The following is a 19911-nucleotide window of genomic DNA, read 5'->3' as shown; positions in this document are numbered from 1 at the left end:
GGGGCGCATTGACCTCCGAAGGCGCGCCAACGGCCCGAAACGACGCGCATGCGCTATAACTGGAACTGGTCGGTGCTGTTCGCCGATCCCTATGTCGGCTGGATCCTGACCGGGCTTGGCTGGACCGTGTTTGTCTCGCTCGCCGCCTGGATCATTGGGCTCGCGCTCGGCTCGGTGATCGGCACCATGCGCACCCTGCCCTCGCCGGTCGCCCGCGCCATCGGCGCCACTTATGTCGAGGTCTTCCGCAACGTCCCGCTGCTGATCCAGATATTCCTGTTCTATTTCGTACTGCCGGAACTGCTGCCGCGCGATTGGGGCCGCTGGCTGAAGCGCGATCTGCCCCACCCCGAACTCACCATGGCAGTGATCAGCCTCGGTCTCTACACCGCCTGCCGTGTCGCCGAGCAGGTCCGCGCCGGCATCGGCGCCGCCGGCCGCGGCCAGGCCAGCGCCGGCCTCGCCACCGGGCTGACGCTGACCCAAGTCTACCGCCTGATCCTGCTGCCCCTCGCGTTCCGGCTGACGATCCCGGCGCTGACCAACGAATTCCTCAACGTCTTCAAGAACTCTTCGCTGGCGCTCACCATCGGCGTACTCGAACTCACCGCCCGCACCCGCGCCGTCGCCGACTACACCTATCAGTCGATCGAGGCCTTCGCGGCCGCCAGCCTGATTTACGCCTCGATCAGCTTCCTCATCGCATTCATCATGCGGCGCGTCGAGGAGCGGGCCCGCCTGCCCGGCACGCTCGGGACGGGAGCGCGTTGATGGGCTCCTTCGATTTCAAGGTCATTTACAACGCGTTGCCGCTGCTTTGGGAAGGGATGCAGGTCACGCTGCTGCTGACCGCGCTCGGCATCATCGGCGGCCTCGCGCTCGGCGTGGTCCTCGCGGTGATGCGCCTATCACGCTCGCGCCTACTCCGCTTCATCGCCGGCGCCTATGTCGACCTGCTGCGCTCGCTACCGCTCGTGCTGCTGATCTTCTGGTTCTACTTCCTGGTGCCGCTCGCGGTCGGCCACCCCGTCGGCGGCTTCTACTCGGCGGTGATCGGCTTCATTCTGTTCGAGGGCGCCTATTTCTGCGAGATTATCCGCTCCGGCATCGAGGGCGTCCGCCGCGGTCAGGTCATGGCCGGGCTCGCCAGCGGTCTGACCCAGGCGCAGTGCATGCGGCTCGTCGTGCTGCCCCAGGCCGTCCGGGCGATGACTCCGGTGCTGCTGATGCAATCGATCAATGTCTTCAAGAGCACCTCGCTGGTCTACGTCATCGGCCTGCGCGACTTCCTCACCGCGGCCGACCTTATAGGCGGCCGCGATAACCGGCTGACCGAGATGTACATCCTCGTCGCCGTCGTCTTTTTCATCATTTGCTGGACCGCCTCGCAGGCTGTCGGCCTGCTGGAACGAAGGATTGCCCGGTGATCACCCTGGAACATGTCAGCAAGTGGTACGGGGCGACCCAGGTTCTCGACGATTGCTCAACCAAGATCGAGAAGGGGGAGGTCGTCGTGGTCTGCGGCCCTTCGGGCTCCGGCAAGAGCACGCTTGTCAAATGCGTCAACGGGCTGGAGCCCTTCCAGAAGGGTGTGATCGCAGTCGACGGTACCTCGGTCGGCGATCCCAAGACTAACCTGCCGAGGCTGCGCTCCCGCATCGGCATGGTCTTCCAGTCCTTCGAGCTCTACCCTCATATGAGCGTGACCGAGAACATCTGCCTCGCCCAACGCCATGTCTTGAAGCGCAGCGAGGACACTGCCCGCACCCGCGCGCTCGAGTTGCTCGACCGCGTCGGCCTCAAGACCCAAGCCGACCGCTTCCCGGCCACGCTCTCCGGCGGCCAACAGCAGCGCGTCGCCATCGCCCGCGCACTGGCGCTTGATCCGATCGCAATGCTCTTCGACGAGCCGACGTCGGCCCTTGACCCCGAGATGATCAACGAGGTGCTCGACGTCATGACCGAGCTCGCCAAGGAGGGCATGACGATGATCGTCGTCACGCACGAGATGGGCTTCGCCCGCCGCGTCGCTGACCGCGTGCTGTTCATGGATGCGGGGGCAATTGTCGAAGACGCCAACACAGCCGCCTTCTTCGACAACCCCGCTAGCGAGCGGGCGGCGCGTTTTCTATCGAAAATCCTGCATCATTGAGGGCTCCGAACCTAATGTGCGGCTTTGGGCTCGGACTGTCTTCGCTGCGACCGGAGGGACCGGTTCAAGCATGGCTCGCGATCCGGACCCAAGAGCGGGCGACTAGCCACGATCCTGCGCTTCTCGCAGGGCACGGACGCGGGCCCCGATATGCCGCGTTCTGTCTGCTCGGCGCGCTGAGGGGCTCGTCGCCACCGGTCTGTGGGTGCAGGTCATCCCGCTGATCTCATGGCCCCTTCTAACGCGACCTTGAGATCTCGCGGCGTCTTCAATCGCTGAGGAACTTGCGCAGCGCGGCGTCGATGAATGCCGCGTCCTTCGGATTCTGCCCGGGCACGTTCACCCTGTGCCCCCATTTCGTGGGGATCGGCAGTAGCGTCGCGCTGCGCATCGCTTCAACTTCGGCGCGGCTGTCTTCGACGGGAAAATATAGATCCGAGGCACTCGGCATGACGAGTGCGCGAGCCGAGATCGCCTTTAGAGCTTCGTTCAGATTACCCCTGAAAGTCGGGCCCGTGCTGATGTCGGCCTGTTGCCAGGTGCGGATCATTGCGACGAGATCGTTGCCGTCGCGTCGGCTGAAACGCTCATCCCAATCGCGGACCAGAAAATCCTCCAAGGAGGCGTATCCGAGTGTCCGGTAGGTCTCCTCGCGATAGAAGGCTTGCGAGAACGCCCAGCCGGCATAGACTCGGCCCATCGAGCGGAAGCCAACTGTCGGGCACTCGGTGAATATGTCGCCTCGCCAGGCGGGATCGCCGGTTAGCGCCGCCTTGACGCCCTCGAGGAAGACGAAATTGTGCGGGGACGTCCGCGCCGATCCGCAGATCGGCGCGATGCGCTCGACCATGTCTGGAAACAGCGCTCCCCAGTGATAGGCAGCCTGCGCACCCATCGAGAAGCCGACGGCGAGCGCTATCCGGCGGATGCCGAGGATCTCGGTCAGCAGCCGATGCTGGGCGTTGACATTGTCCTGCATGGTCGCATGCGGAAAGGAGGCGGGCCCTTGCGCGTGATTGCTCGGCGAGGAAGACAGGCCGCTGCCGAACAGGTTGATCATAACGATCGTATAGCGCTGCGGGTCGAGCGCCTGCTCGGGGCCAACCAGCCATTCGAGATCGCTGTGATGCGTTCCGAACGAGGTCGGATAGACGATCGCCGGTCGGCCAGAATCCAGCTCGCCGAAGACCTTGTATGCGAGTTGCGCGTTTTCAAGGACGCCGCCGCCAAGAAGCGGCAGCTCTCCGAGCGCGGCGAGCCTGTAATCCGCTCCCGCAGGAGCCTGCACATGTCGCATCGGCCGTTAGGCCCGGCCGAGATAATAGCGCGCCATCTGTTCGTCGGCGAGCAGCGCCTTGGCGGCGCCGGTGAGCACGATCCGGCCGCTATCGAGGATATAGCCTCGGTCACTGATCTCGAGGCTCTGGCGCGCTCGCTGCTCGACGACGAGCGCCGCGATCCCGAGCCCGGGTAGCCCACGGATCAGGCCCAGCACCTGCTCTACCAGCGCGTGAGAGAGCGCCGCGGTCGGCTCGTCCAGCAGGATCATCTTCGGGCGCGGCATCAGCGCACGGGCGAAGGCGAGCTGCTGGCGCTCGCCGCCAGAGAGCGAACCGGCCTGGGCGCGCCGACGCTCAGCGAGCGCAGGGAACAGATCGAACATCTCGCGGATTCGTGCGCCACGGTCCTTTACATGCTCGACGACCTGCAGGTTCTCGGTGACCGTCAGCGGCCCAAAGACGTTGGCCACCTGCGGAACGTAGCTGATGCCGCATTTGATCCTGTCCTCGGCCTTCATGGCGAGGAGATCATGCTCGCCGAAGCGGATCACGCCGTTGCAGCGCGGCGCCAGCCCCATGATCGCCTTGACCAGCGTCGACTTGCCGGCGCCGTTGGTTCCCGCGATCGTCACGATTTCCCCGGCATCCACCGTCAGGTTCATCTGCTTGACGATGTCGACCTCGCCATAGCCGGCCGATACGTCCTCGACGGTCAAAAGCCTCATGGCACGACTCCGCCCATATAGGCTTCCTGGACCATCCTGTCCTCGAGGACTTCGTCCGGCTTGCCGTCGGCTAGCAGCCGGCCGCGGTCCATGACCAGCATGCGTTGCACGAGCCGCGCCAGCGATGACAGGTTGTGCTCGACGATGAGGAAGCCGACGCCGCGGGCATTTGCCTCGGCGATGCGCTCGGAGATCTCGTCGATCAGCACCGGGTTTACGCCCGCGAAAGGCTCGTCGAGCAGGATGAACTTCGGCTCCATCATCAGCGCGCGCCCGAGTTCGAGCAGCTTGCGCTGGCCCCCTGAAAGCCGGCCGGCAGGCTGCGACGCCACGGCGCCGAGCTTCAGGAATTCGATTACGCCATCGACGCGTTCGAAGATCGCGCGTTCCTGCTCGCGCACCGCGGCGCCGCGGAAGAAGGGCGCGAAGACACCTTCGCCGACTTGGTCCTGGGCGCCGACGGCGAGGTTTTCCCTGACGGTGAGGTGCGAGAACGGTCGGGGGACCTGGAAGGTTCGCGCCAGACCGAACTGGGCGCGCTTTTCGGCGCTGAGCCCGCCGAGCGCGGTTCCGGCGAAGGTGATCTCCCCGGCATTAGCCTCCTGGAAGCCGCTGATCACGGCGAAAAGCGTGCTCTTGCCCGCGCCATTAGGGCCGATGATGCCGTTGAGGCTGTCTAACCGCACGGAAAACGACATCGCGTTGACGACGTCGAGCCCGCCCAGCCGCTTGCTGACGTTTTTGAGGGTGAGCGTCATGTGCGGCTGCGATCGGCAATGAGCCCCTGGGGGCGGTAGAGCATGAACAGGATCAGCGCGAGGCCGATCACGGCGAGGCGCAGGCTCGCCATCTGCACCTCAGTGACAATCGGCACGATGTCGCGCAGGAAGCGCGAACCCTCGAGGAAGACCAGCAGGATGGCCGAGCCGGCGATCGCGCCCGAAAGCGTGCCGGCACCGCCCATGATCATCGCGATCCAGACATAGAAGGTGATGATCGGCAGGAACTGGTCCGGCGAGATATAGGTGACGTAATGGGCGTAGAAGGCGCCGGCGAGGCCGGCGAGGCCGCCGCCCAGCATCAGCACCTTGACCTTCATGCTGGCCGGGTCCTTGCCGACTGAGCGCACCGCATCCTCGTCGTCGCGGACGGCGCGGATAAGCCGGCCGAAGGGGCTGCCGGTGAGCTTGCGGATCGCCAGCACAGCAACGAGGAGACCTGTTACGACCAGCGCGAGATAGGCGAGGTCGGCCTTGCCGTAACCGAGGCCGGCGAAGGGCCGCGGAATCCCTGCCAGCCCGCGTGTGCCGTTGGTCAGCCATTCCTCGCTGATGATGACGAGGCGGACAATCTCCGAGAAGCTCAGCGTGACGATGGCGAGATAGTCCGCTCTCAACCTGAGGCAGAGGATGCCAAGCGGATAGGCCATGACGGCCGCGGCGACGGTGCCGGCGACGACACCGAGCGTGATCGGATAGCCTGCGACAGCGAATAGCGCCGAGGTATAGGCGCCGACCGCGAAGAAGGCGACATGACCGAAATTGATCATACCCGTGTAGCCGTAATGCAGGTTCAGCCCGAGCGTCAGAAGACCGTAGATGCTGGTCATGATGCCGATGGCGATCAGATAGGACATCATCTCAGCGCACCCGCTCCGCCTGGCCGAACAGGCCCTGCGGCCTGATGATGAGGACTGCGATCAGCGCCACAAAGGAGAGTGCGATCTTGTAGGTGAAGCCGACGAGTGGCGTCGACAGCTCTTGCACAATGCCGAGGCCGATCGCGGCGAGGACGGCGCCGACCGGGCTGCCAATGCCGCCGAGGATCGCCGCAGCGAAGGCCGGCAGCAGCAGGTCCCAGCCCAATTCCGGCGTCACCACCGTTTTGATGCCGACCATGATCCCGGCGATGGCGCTGAGCAGCCCGACGATCGCCCAGAGCGTTATCATCACCTGGCCGGAGCGGATGCCGCTTGCGCGCGCGAGGTTGCTGTCGGCGGCGACGGCGCGCATGCGCCGGCCCAGCGGCGTCAGGAAGAGCAGCGCAAAGACCCCGGCCAGGACGGTCGCGGAAATGCTTGCCAGCCAAAGATCGATCGGCAGGATGCGCACGCCGGAGAAGTTGATGCCGCGCATGATCGGCACCCTGAAGACGTACTGATCGAAGCCGAGGAACAGGGTCAGCGTGCTGCGCAGGAAGAAGGCAATGCCGATGGAGGCGATGAGCGAGGTGACCAGAGGCCGGTCCGCGAGCTTCCGGAACACCAGCAAGTAGGAAGCCACGCTCAGAGCGACCGTCACGAGCATCGCGGCGATGCTGCCGGCGAGCAACGAGCCGGTCGCCGCAGCCTGCACGATCACCGCCGTATAGGCGCCGAGCGTCATGATGTCGCCGGTCGCGGCGTTCGGAAAGCGCGCCACAGCGAAGGACAGGGAGATAGCCAGCGCGGCAAGCGCGATGATCATGCCCTGCACGGCGCCGGACACGACGAGGTTGAGATAATCGGCGAGGTTGGACATCGAGCTTTCCAAAATCCGGGCCGGGCGTACTGGACGCCCCGACCCGGCTTGTCTCACTTCAGCGTTATGTCACTTCAGGACGTAGCGCTTGGCGTACTTACCCTTGTCGATCGTGAACACCGCGAAATCGGCGACCGCGTTACCTTCCTCGTCGAAGTCGAGGCGGCCCGACGCGCCTTCGTAGTTGATCTTTTGGCCGGCCTTCAGCGCCTTCTGGCCCTCGGCGAAGCTGCCCACCTTCTGGCCGTTCGGATTAGCGACCTCGCGGACCGCCTTGGCGATGGCGAGGTTGTCGGCGGCGGCGCCGGCTTTCTCGATCGCCAGAGCGAGTGTGATCACCATGTCGTACGACTGCGCCGCGAAGACATTGTCCTCGCCGGTGGAACCCAGCGCCTTCTTGTACTCCTCGCTGTAACGCTTGAAGGCGGCGCCCTCGATGTCGGGAACAGACTCGTAGACGAGCACGCCCTCCGACACCTCCGGACCGAGCGCCGAGATCAGCTGTGGGCCGGCGGCCCAGCCCGGGATCAGGAACTTCGCGGTCGCGCCGAGCTCATAGGCCTCGCGAAGGATGATGCTGGTGTCCGGCAGATAGCCCGAGAGCACCACGACGTCGGGATTGGAGGCGAGTGCCTTCTGCAGTTCCGAACGATAGCTCGTGCGGCGCGGCTCATAGACCACCGAGGCGAGCACTTTGCCGCCGGAAGCCTCCCAGAACGTCCGGAAGAAGCCGACATTGCCGGTGGCGGCATCGTTGTTGAACGCCATGATGACCGGCTTCTTGAAGCCTTCCTTGGCGACGGCAGCGGCCATGGCCTGGCCGTTGTACTTGCTGCCCGACTGATAGCCCCAGCCCAGCAGGCGCTCGTTCTGCGAGAACAGCTGCGGCGCCGACGAGGTGTGCATGAAGATCGTGTTCGACGACTTCGTGAGCGGCTGGATTGCGAGCGAGACGCTCGACGACCAGGTGCCGAGGATCGCATTGACCTTGTTGACCTCGATCAGCTTCTTGGCCGCAAGCACCGCGGGCTCGGGCGAGGTCTGGTCATCCTCGGCGAAGACCTCGAGCTTGCGCCCGGCCGCTCCGCCCGCCGCGTTGACCTCGGCCGCCGCGGCGATGATGCTCTTCTGCATCCCGGAGCCATATGTGTTGCCGGCGCCCGTGATCGGGTTGAGCGCGCCGAGACGGTATGCCTCCTGGCTGAAGGCCGAGGTAGTTCCGGCCAGCAGCAGCGTGCCGAAGCCGATCGCCGCGAGGCCCATTCGCCGTCTGTTGATCGAAGTCATATCCGTGATCTCCCCTGTTTATCGCGATGCGAGACGTGTCGGCTAAAGCTCGTTCTTGACGAAGCGGCCGCCCTGGACGATGGCGCGCAGATGCTCTCCCTGGCCCTGCAGCAGGCCGAGATCGTCCAGCGGGTTGCCATCGACGACGAGTAGGTCGGCGTAGGCTCCGGGCGCGACGACGCCGAGCTGGCCGGCCATTCCGATGAGTTCGGCGGCCGTCTCGGTGGCACTTCGGATCACCTCTGCGGCGCTCAGTACGGCGCCGCGGATCCGGAATTCATCCGACTGGTAGCGATGCAGATCGCCGAGCAGGTCGGTGCCGTAGGCCATCTTCACGCCGGCCGCCTTCGCGATCTCCAGCGACCGTGTGCCGACATCGAGCACCTTCGCGAGTTTCTCCAACCCGACCTCGGAGAAGCCGAGCGCGCGACCTTCCCGCGCTAGCGCCTCATAGGTCACTAACGTCGGCACCATGAAGGCGCCGCGCTCGGCCATCAGCGCGGCCGTCTCCTCGTCGATCAGATTGGCGTGCTCGATGCTGCGCACGCCGGCCCGGACGCAGCGCGCTATCGCATCGGCCGTGTAGGTGTGCGCCATCACATAGGTGCGGGCACGACGGGCCTCGTCGACAAAGGCCTCCAACTCCTCTTCCGAATATTGCAGGAAGTCGATCGGGTCGGCCATCGAGGCGACGCCGCCCGAGGCCATAATCTTGATGTGGTCCGCGCCGAGCCTGATCTCGTCGCGCGCGGCGCGTCGGACCTCCGGCACGCCATCGGCGATGCGGCCGATGCCGTTGAAGAGATGGTCGAACGAGCCGGGGTCCGGCTGGTCGATCTGGGGACGGAAGTCACCATGACCACCCGTCTGGCTGATCGCCCGGCCGCAGATGAACAGGCGGGGGCCGACGAACAAGCCCTGCTCGACGGCGAGCTTGAGCCCACGATCGGCCCCGCCCGCATCACGCACCGTCGTGAAGCCACGCATGAGCATGTCGCGCATGATGCGCGAGGCTCCGGCCGTGACCAGCGAGACCGGGAGCTGACGCGTCGGGGCGAGATTTAGCTGCACGGCGGTGACGTGGGCGTGGCAGTCGATCATGCCCGGCATCAGCACGCGACCGCCCAGGTCGATGGTTTCGCCATCGCCGTCGCTGGGCGCGCGGTCACTGATCTCGACGATGCGCTCCCCCTGGATCGACACGCAGATATCGGATCTCAGCTGCCCCATACGGACATCGAGCACGCGGAGATTGGTCAGGTGCTGGCGGCTCAACCGATCCTCACAGATTTAACGCGGGCCCGGCTCCGCAGCGCATTCTCGTGAACCGGAAAAGGTTCTTGTGCGATGAGGGTGACCTAGGCAAATAGGTATGGTGACTGATTAAGGTTGGCGATGACGGGGCTGTCCAGTCACCGTGCTTACCTAGGCAACCGGCATTCCCCAGGAATGCGGTTGGTCTCTGCCGGGGAGGAAAGATGAACTACGAGGAACTGTTCGTTCGACTGCCGGTGTCCTGCGCAGTCCTCTACAAGCGTGTCATCGTCGAATGTAACGCGCTGTTTTGCGAGATGTGGCGCGGCACGCCGGACGAGATCAAGGGGCAGTCATTCGCCGCATTCTACTCGTCGGTCGAGGAGTTCGAGCTGCGAGGCCGGCGGATCGCTCCCATCCTCGCCGAGCAGGGCTTCTATTCAGACGACTGGCTGATGAAGCGCTGCGACGGCGAGAATTTCTGGTGCCGTGTCAACGGGGCGACGCTCGACCGGAGCCAGCCCTACGATCGCGTAATCTGGACGTTCGTGGATCTGAGCGTCGCGGCGGCGCCCGGGGTTTCGTCCAGCCATCGCCTCACTTCGCGCGAACGAGAAGTCGCGAAGCTGCTCTACGAAGGCTGCAGCAGCAAGGACATCGCGCGGACGCTACAGATCAGCCACCGGACCGTCCACATCCACCGAGCGAATCTTTTGAAGAAATTTCGCGTATCAAGTACCGTCGATCTGCTCAAGGTGCTTGCCATATAAGTGGCTTGCACCGGTGGATCGCGATTACATCCACTTCGACAGTGCGCCAGTTGCGGACATTGGAGTATTGCCCGCAAGCGGACATTCGGTACAGGGGCTTTCAGTCGGCTCTGGTCCCTCCGGATCACCAGCGTCTTGGCAGCTTTGCGAAAGCTGAAGTCGCTAAACGTGGAAACGTGGCCGGTCCGGAAAAGAGTATCCTCCTGCTTTGAGGTCCAATATCATGAGAATTCTGCGCGATTGCGTGCCACCGATCGATCGCAACTTCAGACTCGGGGAGATTCATGGCGCGCGATAATATTCCGCGGGTTCGCATCGACCGGCTCTGGAAGGTTCTGCTGGTGCCGGCCCTTATCATCCAATGGCTCATTTACATGAACCCAGCCCGCGGCATACAGGGCGTCGCCCAGACGACACGGATCGCGCGATCCCCCTTCATCACCTATGCAATCTCGGTCTGTCTTTGGCTCTACGTGCTGCTCGTGGTCGTCAGCCGGTTCGTGGCAGAGTGACTATGAACGACGTCGTTGCCAAGCGGATCTAACGACAACGGTAGTATGTCGCCGAGCCTCGCTCACTAGTCCATACGACCGTATTTGCCTGAACGGCCAGCCGGACGGTTGCCCGCCAAGTTTTCCCATCAGCTGTACATTGGCCACGTGCCCGCCAAACGGACGAGTTGGCGCCATCTCGCTGTACGTCATCGAAATTGCATACTCCGCCGAACGCCTCAGCGCGGCGGCTGCCGATATTTATAGGTGGTTGCCCCGCCGTGCCCGTTGAGCATTCCGATGCAGAAGCCGCAAAACCTCCGACAAACGTCTGCGCGGCGCGTACCGCGGCTATACCACCCAGCGCTTGTTCGGTCGTTGCATCCCAGACGTCATCGGCGGGCAACCCGTTCATCGCCTTGAAGTCGCGCAGAGCATCCCTGGAGGCGGGCCCCCAAACGCCCTCACCATCGATCGCGTAAAAGCCCAGGTCTCTCATCCGTGCTTGGGCCCAGAGCGCGTCCACCCGGTTCAGCGGATTTCGCATCGCTCCTTCTGGCGGGGTATATGATGCCTCGACAGCCGCGCTGAGGTTGATCGGAACAGCTGCTGATCCTGCGCGCAGCGCCCCCTCGGACAACAAGGCCAATTGCGTAGCGATATCCCATCGGTCATCGAGACCGAGACCGCTTGTGCGTCGGAACTCCTTAAGCGCTGTGCGCGAACGCGGCCCCCAGATCCCGTCCGCCGTTCCATTCAGATAACCCAATGCTGCCAAACGTTGCTGAATGCGCGCGCTATCGGTGCGGTCTAATAGATTGAGCGGTCGGACGCCCGCAGGTACCTGAGTGAATTGCGATAGCGAAGCGTCCTCTCCCCCAGCAGGAACGGACTTTACCTCGATTGGTGGCGGCAGCGTTGGCACGTTCAAGCTGGGGGCGCGAGCTGATACCTCGATAGGCGCGGGAGCAACAATCACACTGGCGTTTGTCGGGGCTGCGGACGCCGTACTTGCGGGGGGCGATATTGGGGCACTCGCTGCTGTTCTCGTTGGCGCACTGGGCACGGCGATCGAGGGGGCTGGAGCCGAGACACTCACCGTCGATGGCTTGCGTGCGAATTGCGAGCCCATGACCAGCAAAACTAGGGCAACCAGGCCAGCCCCGCCAAAACGCGCAAAATCCGTCGCAGTAGCATTCAGGGCCTTGGAGTCAGCCTCCGATTGCTTCAAAGCCGCCCAGGCCTGCGCAGCTTCTGGACCTGGGTTCGTACGCAGCGATCTCGCGTCCGTTTCAGCTTTTTGCAGCAAAGGTATCGTTTGACGCAGTCGCCCTTCAGCGTCAGAGCGACGCTTTGCTATATCGACTCTGACGGCAGCAATGTCCTTTGGATCGATAGGTTGACGCGGATCGAAGACAAACTTCGCTTCAACGGACCGCCTCCAGCCCAACAGAGCTTGAGCGATGGAGGGGCCGAACCCGTGAATGCCCTCGATGCGATGCAGGGAGACGTCAGCGGCCGATTCTATGCCATACGATTTGAGTGTGAGCTTTCGGGCGTTGCCGATTCCCTTGATCTTGACGCGATCAATTGCAAATCGCTCAAGATGGCGCCGCATCTGACAATCGCGCCGTTTGGCGTCTAGTTCGGCAAGGCGCCGAGCTTCTTCGCCCGGTAACGCTTGGAGCAGTTGGACAAGCGCCTCGCCATCCCGGCGAACACGCCCGAAATTTTCGTTGCCCGCAGCTCGGCGGAAGCGCTCTTCCAAGTCTTTCCAAGCCGTACGGGCACGCTGCTCGGAGATCTGGAGATTGGCCACCGCTGAAGGCGCGTTCAAAGCCAGAGCAGCGCCTCCTACGAGCGCGACCCACCCAAAGAATGTTGCTCCCCCGCCCACGCCCAGCAAGAGCGTGATTCCGAGAGCGGCGCCAGCGCCTCCCACGCCCCAACGCGTCATGCGGGCTTGACGAGCATCTAAGACACTCTGGCTCGCCGCAGGCGCCAAGTTCTGCGGCATCAAGGAGGACAAGTCCGGTGGTGCTCCGGGATCAGGAATTCCCCTCATTGCCGCGATGAGTTGGCCGAGATTGACGGTACTGCCCGGTGTGCCAAGTGCCGGCGGCAGGATTGGCACAAAGGCTGAAAAGCCGGGATAGGCCTGTTCCATCCGGCACCAAGGGCAGCCAGGCCCCGAGCGGAAGTAATGGTGAGCGCTATTCTGGCTGCAGCGCGAGAGCTCCGCTTCGGCGCGATCGAGTAATAGAACCCATTCTTCGGCAGAAGGCCTGCCAGCGGGCATCGCGCCGGGCGGCCCAAACGCCCGTTCAAGAGCCTCGGCAATCGGAAGCGGCATGTCCTTCAAAGTCGGCACATGCGGCGGCGGATCCATTTGGGTCGCTGCGCTCCGGGACGAATAGGCAAAGCGAAATTCGCGGATGGCGCGGTCCATGGGCATATCGCCAGAACCTTTGAACCGGCCCGCAAAGGGGTGACGCCCCATAATCAACGTGTAAAAAACGAGCACGGCGAGCCCAAAAGCGTCGTGGTTCGCAGTCCGGACGACTTGATCTAGACGTTGGCCCTGAAGCTCGGGCGGCGTGAACTCTGGGACACCGACCTGACAAGCATATTGGCGGCCGGCGTGGTTCACTTGGAACGAGTCGGAGTCGATGAAGGTGACAGTCGCATCCGAGGCGACGAGGACACTTGAGTGATTAATGTCGCCGACAACGCAGCCTGTCGCATGGACGCTCGCCATTGCGCGCGCGACGTTCGAAACAGCTCGGATCAACAGCGGATATGTCGCTGTCGGGAAAGCGGTCTTGCGTCCGGTCGGGGAGTAAAGCTGGTGAACTGCCTTGTGGCCGCCAACCTTGCGCATCGTGAACCCGGCAAAGGTACCTGAGCGGGTCTCAAAAAGCGCTTCAATGGGATAGGCGACAAAGCCTGCCGACTTGTGCCAACCTGCGTCGACCATCGCGAGTACCTTGTCGCGGCGTTCGGCGGCAATGTTCGCGTGATAGATCTTCGCTGCAAGGTTTTGGTCACCCTGCACTGCTTTGACGATGCCTTCGCCTCCGCGCCCGAGGACAGCGCCAAGTTGGACGATCCGGCCCGTCGAGGTGCGATAGATGTCGCCCATGAAACAGCCGAGCCCCGGCCTGCTAAGACGCTAACGACTGCGGAGAAATCATTGGGCTGAGCCGGGCTTCTGCTGACCGGAGGCGGGCCATGATCAGAGTCTTGTCATCATCCGTGCGTTCAGTGACGAGAGATCCATCGAGAAAAGACCTGAGCTCGCGCGAAAGGACACGTTGTCGTCCAAACGACTCCGCTCTGCGAAGTGCCGGGAACATAGTCTCGAAGAAGCGCGGAAATGCCCCTCCCATCGTGAAATCCAGCGCTAAACGTTCCAGCCCATCCGTGAATAGCGCGATCTCTTCAACGGCTCCCGGCACCGTCGAAACTGCCACCCGTGGATAAGGGTCATCCGTAACGAAATATGTTGTCGAAGCGTATTCTCCTTGAGCCGGCCAGCTCGGCACCTGCCATTGAGTGTCACCTCGGAGACGAAGTGCACAGGCACCATCTCCAACATGGATGATACTGGCGGTGTGGCGCTGCACGACGACGCCGACAAGCGTGGCAGCAAAAGCCTTGGGACTTTCTTGAAGAAGATGGGCTCGCTGATCGACGCGGTCCCGGATGTCATCAAGCCACTCTGCGGCAACGTCATCGTCAATCAGCGCGGCTTGGCCGCCATTAAGGAGAAAAGCCTTGGCAGATCGGCAAAACGCCGTCGTCACGATGTGCGAGCCAAGCCGCGAGAGCTTGGCGCTACCAGCGCCGTCGGACACAACAGCGATTAGGGCCGGATCCGCATCTCCGACCTCGATTTCGAGGCAGGCGGCGGCATCGTCACACCCTGCGCCTGTGCGCAGATGAGAGGTTCCAATCGAGCAGGCGCCGACCCAACCCCAGGATCGAGACCCTCTCATCCCGCAATAGCCCAGCCGCCTGGCGCTGTCGGATTAGCGAGCGGCACTTGGTCACCAGGCTGTGACTTCGATACCGAGGAGAGGGAGGCGGAAAGCCACTGAAACAAGTCGCGAAACCGCATTCCTTGGAGTTTTAGAGGTTCGCGAACACTGATCTGCTTAAGTGCGTCGAAGTTTGCGCCTTCGACGCCGACGGCATAAAACATAAATGCCTTCGATGCCTCGCCCTCGCGAACGAGCTGAGAAGCGCGAGAAACTGAATCTGTCGGGCCACCGTCGGTGATCAGAAAAACCCAAGGACGATAATACGAGATCCCGTTTGCCTTGTACGCGTCTTTCCGCCGACGCAGCAGATCAAGTCCTTGTTCGATGGCCGAACCCATGGGCGTATCGCCCTCAACGGCGAGTGTTGGCGCGTAGAAGTGTTGGATTCCGACGAAATCGGTTTCGACCTTGACGGGGCCGAACGTAACGATGCCGACGTCGACGCGCTTAGCAGCGAGACTGTCCGCAAAAAGCTCATCGCGAAAAACCTGTAATCCGGCATTCAGTTCATCGATCGCTTTTCCACGCATCGACTGTGAATTGTCCAAAAGCAGCAAAACAGCGCAGCGATTCTCAGGGTTCTCAGCAAATTCAGCATTGCCGAACGGCTTTTGTTCGAACGCACCTTCGTTCATTGGCTTAGCCTCGCTCACTGCTTAGATAAGCCACACAAATGCCCAAATTTGCCACCGACGCAATGCCTCAAAACGAGGGAGATGACAGCCGAAGTCCGCGAATTTATCGCGTGAGCATTCTTGGGTGCCTACCTCGCCGGGCTCGCTGCCCCCCTTCCTGGCCGGTACGCTAGGCGGATTGTCTTCATCGACCCAGTCGTCCAGGCACTCGGGCAGGAAACTCAGCTGCGAGCGGTCGGCTCCTTCAACGAAACGACCCATCCGATCCCTCCGCATCGCGGCGGGAAAGCACTACCTGACTCGCACGTTTTTACACGGCCAGGGTCGATTGCTGACGTTTCTCCAGGCGACCGAATGGGCTGGGTCGCGCCACTCGCGGACATCCCGTAGTTGCTCAAAAGCAGGCTTTAGAGGAATCATCGTAGGTACGGCTTTGGTTGCTGCCGTTCGTAGATTCGAGCCCTGGCGCTGCAGTCACGAGCTGCCTTTTTTCCAGAACAATTCATCGACCAGCGGAACATATATCTCGTCGATTTTGCTCATCATCGGCGGATCGAGATCGTCGAAAGGGAAGCCGACCTGCTTGGCCCAAGCCCTCGCCAGGCCCAGAAAGACATCTTGTATGCTGTTGGCCTGTCGAGTGAGCGTGTTCATCCAAACAATCGTTGATCTCAGTTTCTCAATTGTATTGAATCCAATGCCATCAACGGACAGAATATCATGCGCTAGGCGGTTCCGCCTTTCAAGGAAAGAAAGTAATAACTCATCGAACTTAGGGTTTAAGTCTACTCTCAAGCGAAGTTTAGCAAGGAAATACCCCATAGTTTTCTTTGTTTCATTCTTCTCTTGAGTTACGATTTTCTCGTAATCTAAGGGCTCTCCTTCTCGTTGGATCACCCACTGCATGCAGAGTTTGATGACCTTTTCCGCTGATTGCACTGCCAACAAAGCCGCGCCGGTTGCCACCAAGGCCTCGTTCTGCAGGTTGTGAAGCCTGCTTGCATCACGGGACATCGAGATCTCCCGTTCTATTCGGGCAACGCATTCGGCCCATCATCGAACTCGATGAGGTGCAACACTCCGTCGAGATAATCGTCGAGTTGGATCGAGAGGTCCCACGCCTTGCCGAAAACACTTCCTTCAAGCTCAAGTGCACCGGTCATCCCCCAGCTGGCGTGCGGAGCGTCGCGGTCGTCCTCAGTGTCGTAGGTCGGTCGCACGTCCTCAGCGTGAATGATCTTGTTGCTACACTCGCGCAGACTGACGGCGAGGTTGTCGTTCCCCTTGTAGACGGCGCTATATGGGCCATTCTCATCGTCCACTGACTTGCGATGAGCCGTGTATGCCCCGGCCGCATCGTCGCGCACCATCGTGTCGTCAAATGTCCTGATCAGCAGTGCTAGGCGCAGCAGCTTGCGCGAGAGTTCACCTTCCGCGATTTCGAAGCAGAGCTTTTCGGTGCGGCCAGGAACGGGCTCCTCTCCTGCCGGATATTCCTCGCCGGATCCCTGTTTCGATCGGCTGGCCGTGATAATGTTGGAAATATCGAAACACAGACGTCGAATCTCACCCCTATCCGTCAGGTGCGGCTTATAGAATGCGTGCCAGTAGGGATTTGTCATTTGGTCTCTCAGCGGCGCAGGAAACGATCTCGCGTGAACCACGATAGATCCGGAGCCTCCCTCGGCTTAGGCGGAACGATCTCCTGCGGCATAAGCTGGAACTCATCGGAGTCCCTCGCCTTGCTGATACGCCGAAGTTGCCTCCTGAACAGATGGACGTCGCCGAAGTAGTTCGGATATGCCTCTTTCAGATTCTTGACCTTGTCTACCTCGACAAGGACCGTATCAAAGCTCGGCCTTTCTGGGTCAATGATCGTTTCGATCTCCTCCCGTTCATACGACTCGATGCCCTTCATCGGCTCTCGATACGCCGTGACCGATACCTCGTTGGTCGCAGTGTCATACCGGATCAGGAAATACTTGGTATCCCGATCAAAGACATGACGCTCGGCGGCCCGGAATGCTTGGCTCAGGTTGTCTAGCGTCGCTGCGGCTCCGAGCCGACGATCCAGATCGCGAATCTCTTGGCGTCGCTCTCGGCCGACTGGCGCGCCAGGGACGGGCGCGCATTTCTCGTGCTCCGCGAACTCCGATGACACGAGCTCAAACAGGCGCAACCAATCTCCGTTACCCGCGCCGCCCTTGAGATCCTCGCCCCGGATCAAGCCGACGGCTTCGACCGCAGTCGCCCAGGTGTGTTGAAGCTGCGTCCTAACTTGCACTTCGATCCGGCGCCCGGAGAAATGCTCGGCTTCTCCGGTGCCGGCGAACTTGAGCTTGAGATGATGGCTGCGGTATCCGCCCGGCTTCGGCTCTGCGATGTAGTTGTCCTGGTCGAAGATCGTGTGCCGGCAACTGTCGCCATAGGCGTCCACGAGCCGTTGCAAGTCCTCCATCCGCGGTAGGATCGCTCGGCAACCACCCAGATCTTGAATCGATTCCAGTCCGACTCTGATTTTCCGCAGCTTCTTCCGGATGGATGTCATGCGCTTTAGTCGCGCTGCGCTGATTCCAGACGTCTGCTTGAGTCCGAGCTTTCTGACCTTCGCGATCAACTCCGCGTGAATGCGACGCATCGGCGCCGCATGTGAGTCGCGCCAGCTATTCGCGACAGCGAAGGCATATCGAATTTCGTCCTGCGTCTGAGCATTCCAGACAAGATCACCGGCGAGCCTTCTACCCGCTCTGCCGACATCCTTCTTGCTGTAGAGAAAATGCGGATAGGCGACCATGCGAGGCCCAGTGATAAAGCGCACCCGAGCCAGATAGCGGTGGGGCGCTTTATCTAGGCTGACCTTGCGTCGTCGGGCAACGCCCTGTCGTAGGTGTCCACAGGCGTCATTTTATGATGTGGAGTACGGCCCGCCGCCGGTCACAATCATTCCGGCGTCGCGGTCAGGGCCGCGAGGCATCACCACGCACTGGCCGGTCACGGCCGATACCTGCGAGCGAGATCCGGCCAAGTATAAGGCGGGCACCACTGATGTGCGGGCGCGTGTCTCCCCTTTGTCTGTTGCGACGGGCAATCCCGCCGCCGCCAAGCAGGCCGAAACCGGACATTGCCAGAGTCAGCAATGGGCCACAAACGCCCGTCGGTTGTCCGGGGAAAATGCGCCACCAGCAGACATCGAGCATCTGCCGGAATGCTGACATTCGTTCTTCCGCTGGATGGTGCGCGCTGGCGAGCCAGACCACTAATCCACTGGCATTCAGCTTCCGGCCGCGCCGCGGTCATGCCGCCGCAGACATAGAGGGTCTGTCCGGTGACGAAGCCGCTGCGCGCGTCGAGCAGGAAAGCGACGTCGTCCGGCTCTCCCATGCGTCCGACGGGGACGGCGTCGAGGATCGCCTGCGTCGCTGGACTTCCGGGGGGATTGGCGCGCTCGAATAGCTCGGTGCGGATCGGTCCCGGCCCAATGCTGTTGGACGTGATACCGTGGCGCCCGAGTTCAAGCGCCCAGGGCCGCTTGATTTGGTTCGCGGCAGGGTCAGGCGCTGGACACCGAACGTGGGCGGCGTTAGTCCGCTCGTGCGCAGCCCCTGCGGTGTGCAGGGCCGAATTCCTTACCGTCACCTCACCCCCTACTGCGACCGTTGGGATCTGCTGGAGAGCTAGAATAACGCGGCCTGCATCGGCTCTGCCCTCAGTTCCGGCGGGTCTTTCTTCTGGCCACGCGAGACGATCTGCAGCGAGCCATCCGGCAGCGGTCGTTGCAGCCCCTTTGCGATCTCCCAAGGCGAAGACATCCAGAGTTCTAAGTCGACGGGATTGGTCAGGATAACCGGCATCGCCTTCGGATGGATAGGTTCGACCTCGGCATTCGGCTCGGTGGTGAGGAAGGCGAAGACGTCGATCGTCTCCTCGCCGGCCCTCACCTTCCGGACGCTGGTCCATTGCGGCGCCCAGATGCCCGCGAAGAAGGCCAGCGGCCGATCCTCATCCAGCGCGAACCAGACGTTGCCGCCGGCCTCGCGGTTGAATTCGCTGAAGGCGGTGAAGGGCACCAGGCAACGGTTCTCGACACCGAGCCGGCGCTTCCAGTGGGCACTCGCGGTGTTGCGGACGTTGGTTGTGCCGCTATCGGGTTCCATGCGCAGGAGATGGTCGCGCGCCTCGCCGATCACCGCGCAATTGCCCGCCGAACGCGACAACCTGGGTCGGGTCGTCGTTGAGCCTGATCTGCGCGTGCCGAAAGCTCCCAATATCTTCGCGACGGGCGACACGGCGAAGGCACAGACCGACACGATGGGTAACTATGCCGTCATGTCCTGCCAACACGCCCGGCGTCTCGGCGCTTTCGCCGGGCACAACGCCGCAGCGGATCTGCTTGGGGAGCCAACGCTTCCATATGATCAGCCTGCGTATGTGACCTGCCTTGATCTTGGCCCCGACACGGCCATCTTCACGCGCGGGTGGGATTCCAAGGTTGAGATCACCGGCTCGGCAGCCAAGAAGGTTAAGAAGGAGATCAACGAGGTCTGGATCTACCCGCCGGCGGCGGAACGCATGGCCGCTTATGAGAACGTGCTGGCCGCCCGAAACATTGATTTCTAACGGGAGATGCGGTGCAGCAGCGCTCAAATCCTACGCCGACAAGGACCGCTCTGCGATCGAGCGCTTGATCGCAGAGGACTACTGCTTCGTCGCCCCTCTCAAACCGGCGAGGTCGATGTTGCTGTGACCTCGCCGGCA

General features: G+C 62.2%; 19 protein-coding genes and 2 pseudogenes. 6 read left to right on the top strand and 15 right to left on the bottom strand.

What is annotated here, in order from left to right:
- Positions 1–48 precede the first annotated feature (48 nt).
- Genes BIWAKO_RS22665 through BIWAKO_RS22655 form a run of 3 tightly spaced genes read left to right on the top strand, consistent with a single transcriptional unit; the run spans position 49 to position 2152 of the window.
- On the top strand, positions 49–771 hold the full coding sequence (locus BIWAKO_RS22665) for an amino acid ABC transporter permease (protein WP_069880576.1): 723 nt from the start codon (positions 49–51) through the stop codon (positions 769–771).
- Positions 768–1427: an amino acid ABC transporter permease gene (locus tag BIWAKO_RS22660; protein ID WP_201788641.1), complete on the top strand. Its 660-nt coding sequence runs from the start codon at positions 768–770 to the stop codon at positions 1425–1427. Before BIWAKO_RS22665 ends, BIWAKO_RS22660 begins: the two co-directional genes overlap by 4 nt.
- Complete coding sequence (locus BIWAKO_RS22655) at positions 1424–2152, top strand: amino acid ABC transporter ATP-binding protein (protein ID WP_069880574.1); 729 nt, start codon at positions 1424–1426, stop codon at positions 2150–2152. Before BIWAKO_RS22660 ends, BIWAKO_RS22655 begins: the two co-directional genes overlap by 4 nt.
- A 268-nt stretch (positions 2153–2420) precedes the next feature.
- On the opposite strand, the gene BIWAKO_RS22650 is transcribed toward BIWAKO_RS22655, so the two are convergent.
- From BIWAKO_RS22650 to BIWAKO_RS22620, 7 genes are all read right to left on the bottom strand, one after another.
- Entirely contained in the window at positions 2421–3449 is a 1029-nt protein-coding gene (locus BIWAKO_RS22650) for an alpha/beta fold hydrolase (RefSeq protein WP_069880573.1), read from the bottom strand.
- A 6-nt stretch (positions 3450–3455) separates the two neighbouring features.
- Positions 3456–4157 (bottom strand): ABC transporter ATP-binding protein, encoded by a 702-nt coding sequence (locus BIWAKO_RS22645; RefSeq protein ID WP_069880572.1) that lies wholly within the window; start codon positions 4155–4157, stop codon positions 3456–3458.
- Positions 4154–4915: an ABC transporter ATP-binding protein gene (locus tag BIWAKO_RS22640; RefSeq protein ID WP_069880571.1), complete on the bottom strand. Its 762-nt coding sequence runs from the start codon at positions 4913–4915 to the stop codon at positions 4154–4156. The genes BIWAKO_RS22645 and BIWAKO_RS22640 overlap by 4 nt, the downstream gene beginning before the upstream one ends.
- Complete coding sequence (locus tag BIWAKO_RS22635; protein ID WP_069880570.1) at positions 4912–5796, bottom strand: branched-chain amino acid ABC transporter permease; 885 nt, start codon at positions 5794–5796, stop codon at positions 4912–4914. Before BIWAKO_RS22635 ends, BIWAKO_RS22640 begins: the two co-directional genes overlap by 4 nt.
- Before the next feature lies 1 nt (position 5797).
- Positions 5798–6676: a branched-chain amino acid ABC transporter permease gene (locus BIWAKO_RS22630; protein WP_069880569.1), complete on the bottom strand. Its 879-nt coding sequence runs from the start codon at positions 6674–6676 to the stop codon at positions 5798–5800.
- A gap of 69 nt (positions 6677–6745) precedes the next feature.
- The gene (locus BIWAKO_RS22625) at positions 6746–7963 is read right to left on the bottom strand and encodes an ABC transporter substrate-binding protein (protein ID WP_069880568.1); all 1218 of its coding nucleotides are present in this window, start codon (positions 7961–7963) and stop codon (positions 6746–6748) included.
- A 42-nt stretch (positions 7964–8005) separates the two neighbouring features.
- Positions 8006–9238, bottom strand: coding sequence for a metal-dependent hydrolase family protein (locus BIWAKO_RS22620; RefSeq protein WP_244523522.1), 1233 nt, complete (start codon positions 9236–9238; stop codon positions 8006–8008).
- Between the two features lie 203 nt (positions 9239–9441).
- Here BIWAKO_RS22620 and BIWAKO_RS22615 point away from each other — a divergent pair, with 203 nt between their 5' ends.
- Both BIWAKO_RS22615 and BIWAKO_RS22610 read left to right on the top strand, forming a co-directional pair.
- A complete protein-coding gene (locus BIWAKO_RS22615) occupies positions 9442–9987 on the top strand; it encodes a PAS and helix-turn-helix domain-containing protein (protein WP_069880567.1) in 546 nt (181 codons plus the stop codon).
- A 284-nt stretch (positions 9988–10271) separates the two neighbouring features.
- Positions 10272–10499: a hypothetical protein gene (locus BIWAKO_RS22610; protein ID WP_069880566.1), complete on the top strand. Its 228-nt coding sequence runs from the start codon at positions 10272–10274 to the stop codon at positions 10497–10499.
- Between the two features lie 28 nt (positions 10500–10527).
- Here BIWAKO_RS22610 and BIWAKO_RS34460 read toward each other — a convergent pair whose 3' ends face one another.
- The 8 genes and pseudogenes from BIWAKO_RS34460 to BIWAKO_RS36810 form a co-directional block, all read right to left on the bottom strand.
- Positions 10528–13620, bottom strand: a complete 3093-nt coding sequence (locus tag BIWAKO_RS34460) for a peptidoglycan-binding protein (RefSeq protein ID WP_074471602.1) — start codon at positions 13618–13620, stop codon at positions 10528–10530.
- 22 nt (positions 13621–13642) lie between these two features.
- Positions 13643–14476, bottom strand: a complete 834-nt coding sequence (locus BIWAKO_RS37405) for a PP2C family serine/threonine-protein phosphatase (RefSeq protein WP_074471601.1) — start codon at positions 14474–14476, stop codon at positions 13643–13645.
- Positions 14473–15156 (bottom strand): vWA domain-containing protein, encoded by a 684-nt coding sequence (locus tag BIWAKO_RS22595; RefSeq protein ID WP_069880563.1) that lies wholly within the window; start codon positions 15154–15156, stop codon positions 14473–14475. The genes BIWAKO_RS37405 and BIWAKO_RS22595 overlap by 4 nt, the downstream gene beginning before the upstream one ends.
- 474 nt (positions 15157–15630) lie before the next feature.
- Positions 15631–16170: a hypothetical protein gene (locus BIWAKO_RS22590; protein ID WP_069880562.1), complete on the bottom strand. Its 540-nt coding sequence runs from the start codon at positions 16168–16170 to the stop codon at positions 15631–15633.
- Positions 16171–16184: 14 nt separating this feature from the next.
- On the bottom strand, positions 16185–16778 hold the full coding sequence (locus tag BIWAKO_RS22585) for a hypothetical protein (protein ID WP_069880561.1): 594 nt from the start codon (positions 16776–16778) through the stop codon (positions 16185–16187).
- Between the two features lie 8 nt (positions 16779–16786).
- Positions 16787–17950, bottom strand: a complete 1164-nt coding sequence (locus BIWAKO_RS22580) for a RelA/SpoT domain-containing protein (RefSeq protein ID WP_069880560.1) — start codon at positions 17948–17950, stop codon at positions 16787–16789.
- A 197-nt stretch (positions 17951–18147) separates the two neighbouring features.
- Complete coding sequence (locus BIWAKO_RS36525) at positions 18148–18792, bottom strand: SDR family NAD(P)-dependent oxidoreductase (protein WP_244523521.1); 645 nt, start codon at positions 18790–18792, stop codon at positions 18148–18150.
- A gap of 38 nt (positions 18793–18830) precedes the next feature.
- Positions 18831–19319, bottom strand: a pseudogene (locus BIWAKO_RS36810) (SOS response-associated peptidase family protein); the annotation flags it as partial.
- A gap of 7 nt (positions 19320–19326) precedes the next feature.
- On the opposite strand from BIWAKO_RS36810, the pseudogene BIWAKO_RS22565 reads away from it, so the two are divergent.
- Positions 19327–19773, top strand: a pseudogene (locus tag BIWAKO_RS22565) (NAD(P)/FAD-dependent oxidoreductase); the annotation flags it as partial.
- Positions 19774–19911: the final 138 nt, after the last annotated feature.

It is taken from the genome of Bosea sp. BIWAKO-01 (assembly GCF_001748145.1).
In the GTDB taxonomy this organism is placed as follows: Bacteria; Pseudomonadota; Alphaproteobacteria; order Rhizobiales; family Beijerinckiaceae; genus Allobosea.
This window is presented reverse-complemented; position numbering and strand designations above follow the sequence as displayed.

What these genes read in the sequence shown, in the direction of transcription:
- BIWAKO_RS22665 (WP_069880576.1), top strand. Translation starts at nt 49, where the DNA reads ATGCGCTATAACTGGAACTGGTCGGTGCTGTTCGCCGATCCCTATGTC.
- BIWAKO_RS22650 (WP_069880573.1), bottom strand. Translation starts at nt 3,449, where the DNA reads ATGCGACATGTGCAGGCTCCTGCGGGAGCGGATTACAGGCTCGCCGCG.
- BIWAKO_RS22645 (WP_069880572.1), bottom strand. Translation starts at nt 4,157, where the DNA reads ATGAGGCTTTTGACCGTCGAGGACGTATCGGCCGGCTATGGCGAGGTC.
- BIWAKO_RS22640 (WP_069880571.1), bottom strand. Translation starts at nt 4,915, where the DNA reads ATGACGCTCACCCTCAAAAACGTCAGCAAGCGGCTGGGCGGGCTCGAC.
- BIWAKO_RS22635 (WP_069880570.1), bottom strand. Translation starts at nt 5,796, where the DNA reads ATGATGTCCTATCTGATCGCCATCGGCATCATGACCAGCATCTACGGT.
- BIWAKO_RS22630 (WP_069880569.1), bottom strand. Translation starts at nt 6,676, where the DNA reads ATGTCCAACCTCGCCGATTATCTCAACCTCGTCGTGTCCGGCGCCGTG.
- BIWAKO_RS22625 (WP_069880568.1), bottom strand. Translation starts at nt 7,963, where the DNA reads ATGACTTCGATCAACAGACGGCGAATGGGCCTCGCGGCGATCGGCTTC.
- BIWAKO_RS22615 (WP_069880567.1), top strand. Translation starts at nt 9,442, where the DNA reads ATGAACTACGAGGAACTGTTCGTTCGACTGCCGGTGTCCTGCGCAGTC.
- BIWAKO_RS22610 (WP_069880566.1), top strand. Translation starts at nt 10,272, where the DNA reads ATGGCGCGCGATAATATTCCGCGGGTTCGCATCGACCGGCTCTGGAAG.
- BIWAKO_RS34460 (WP_074471602.1), bottom strand. Translation starts at nt 13,620, where the DNA reads ATGGGCGACATCTATCGCACCTCGACGGGCCGGATCGTCCAACTTGGC.
- BIWAKO_RS37405 (WP_074471601.1), bottom strand. Translation starts at nt 14,476, where the DNA reads ATGAGAGGGTCTCGATCCTGGGGTTGGGTCGGCGCCTGCTCGATTGGA.
- BIWAKO_RS22595 (WP_069880563.1), bottom strand. Translation starts at nt 15,156, where the DNA reads ATGAACGAAGGTGCGTTCGAACAAAAGCCGTTCGGCAATGCTGAATTT.
- BIWAKO_RS22590 (WP_069880562.1), bottom strand. Translation starts at nt 16,170, where the DNA reads ATGTCCCGTGATGCAAGCAGGCTTCACAACCTGCAGAACGAGGCCTTG.
- BIWAKO_RS22585 (WP_069880561.1), bottom strand. Translation starts at nt 16,778, where the DNA reads ATGACAAATCCCTACTGGCACGCATTCTATAAGCCGCACCTGACGGAT.
- BIWAKO_RS22580 (WP_069880560.1), bottom strand. Translation starts at nt 17,950, where the DNA reads ATGGTCGCCTATCCGCATTTTCTCTACAGCAAGAAGGATGTCGGCAGA.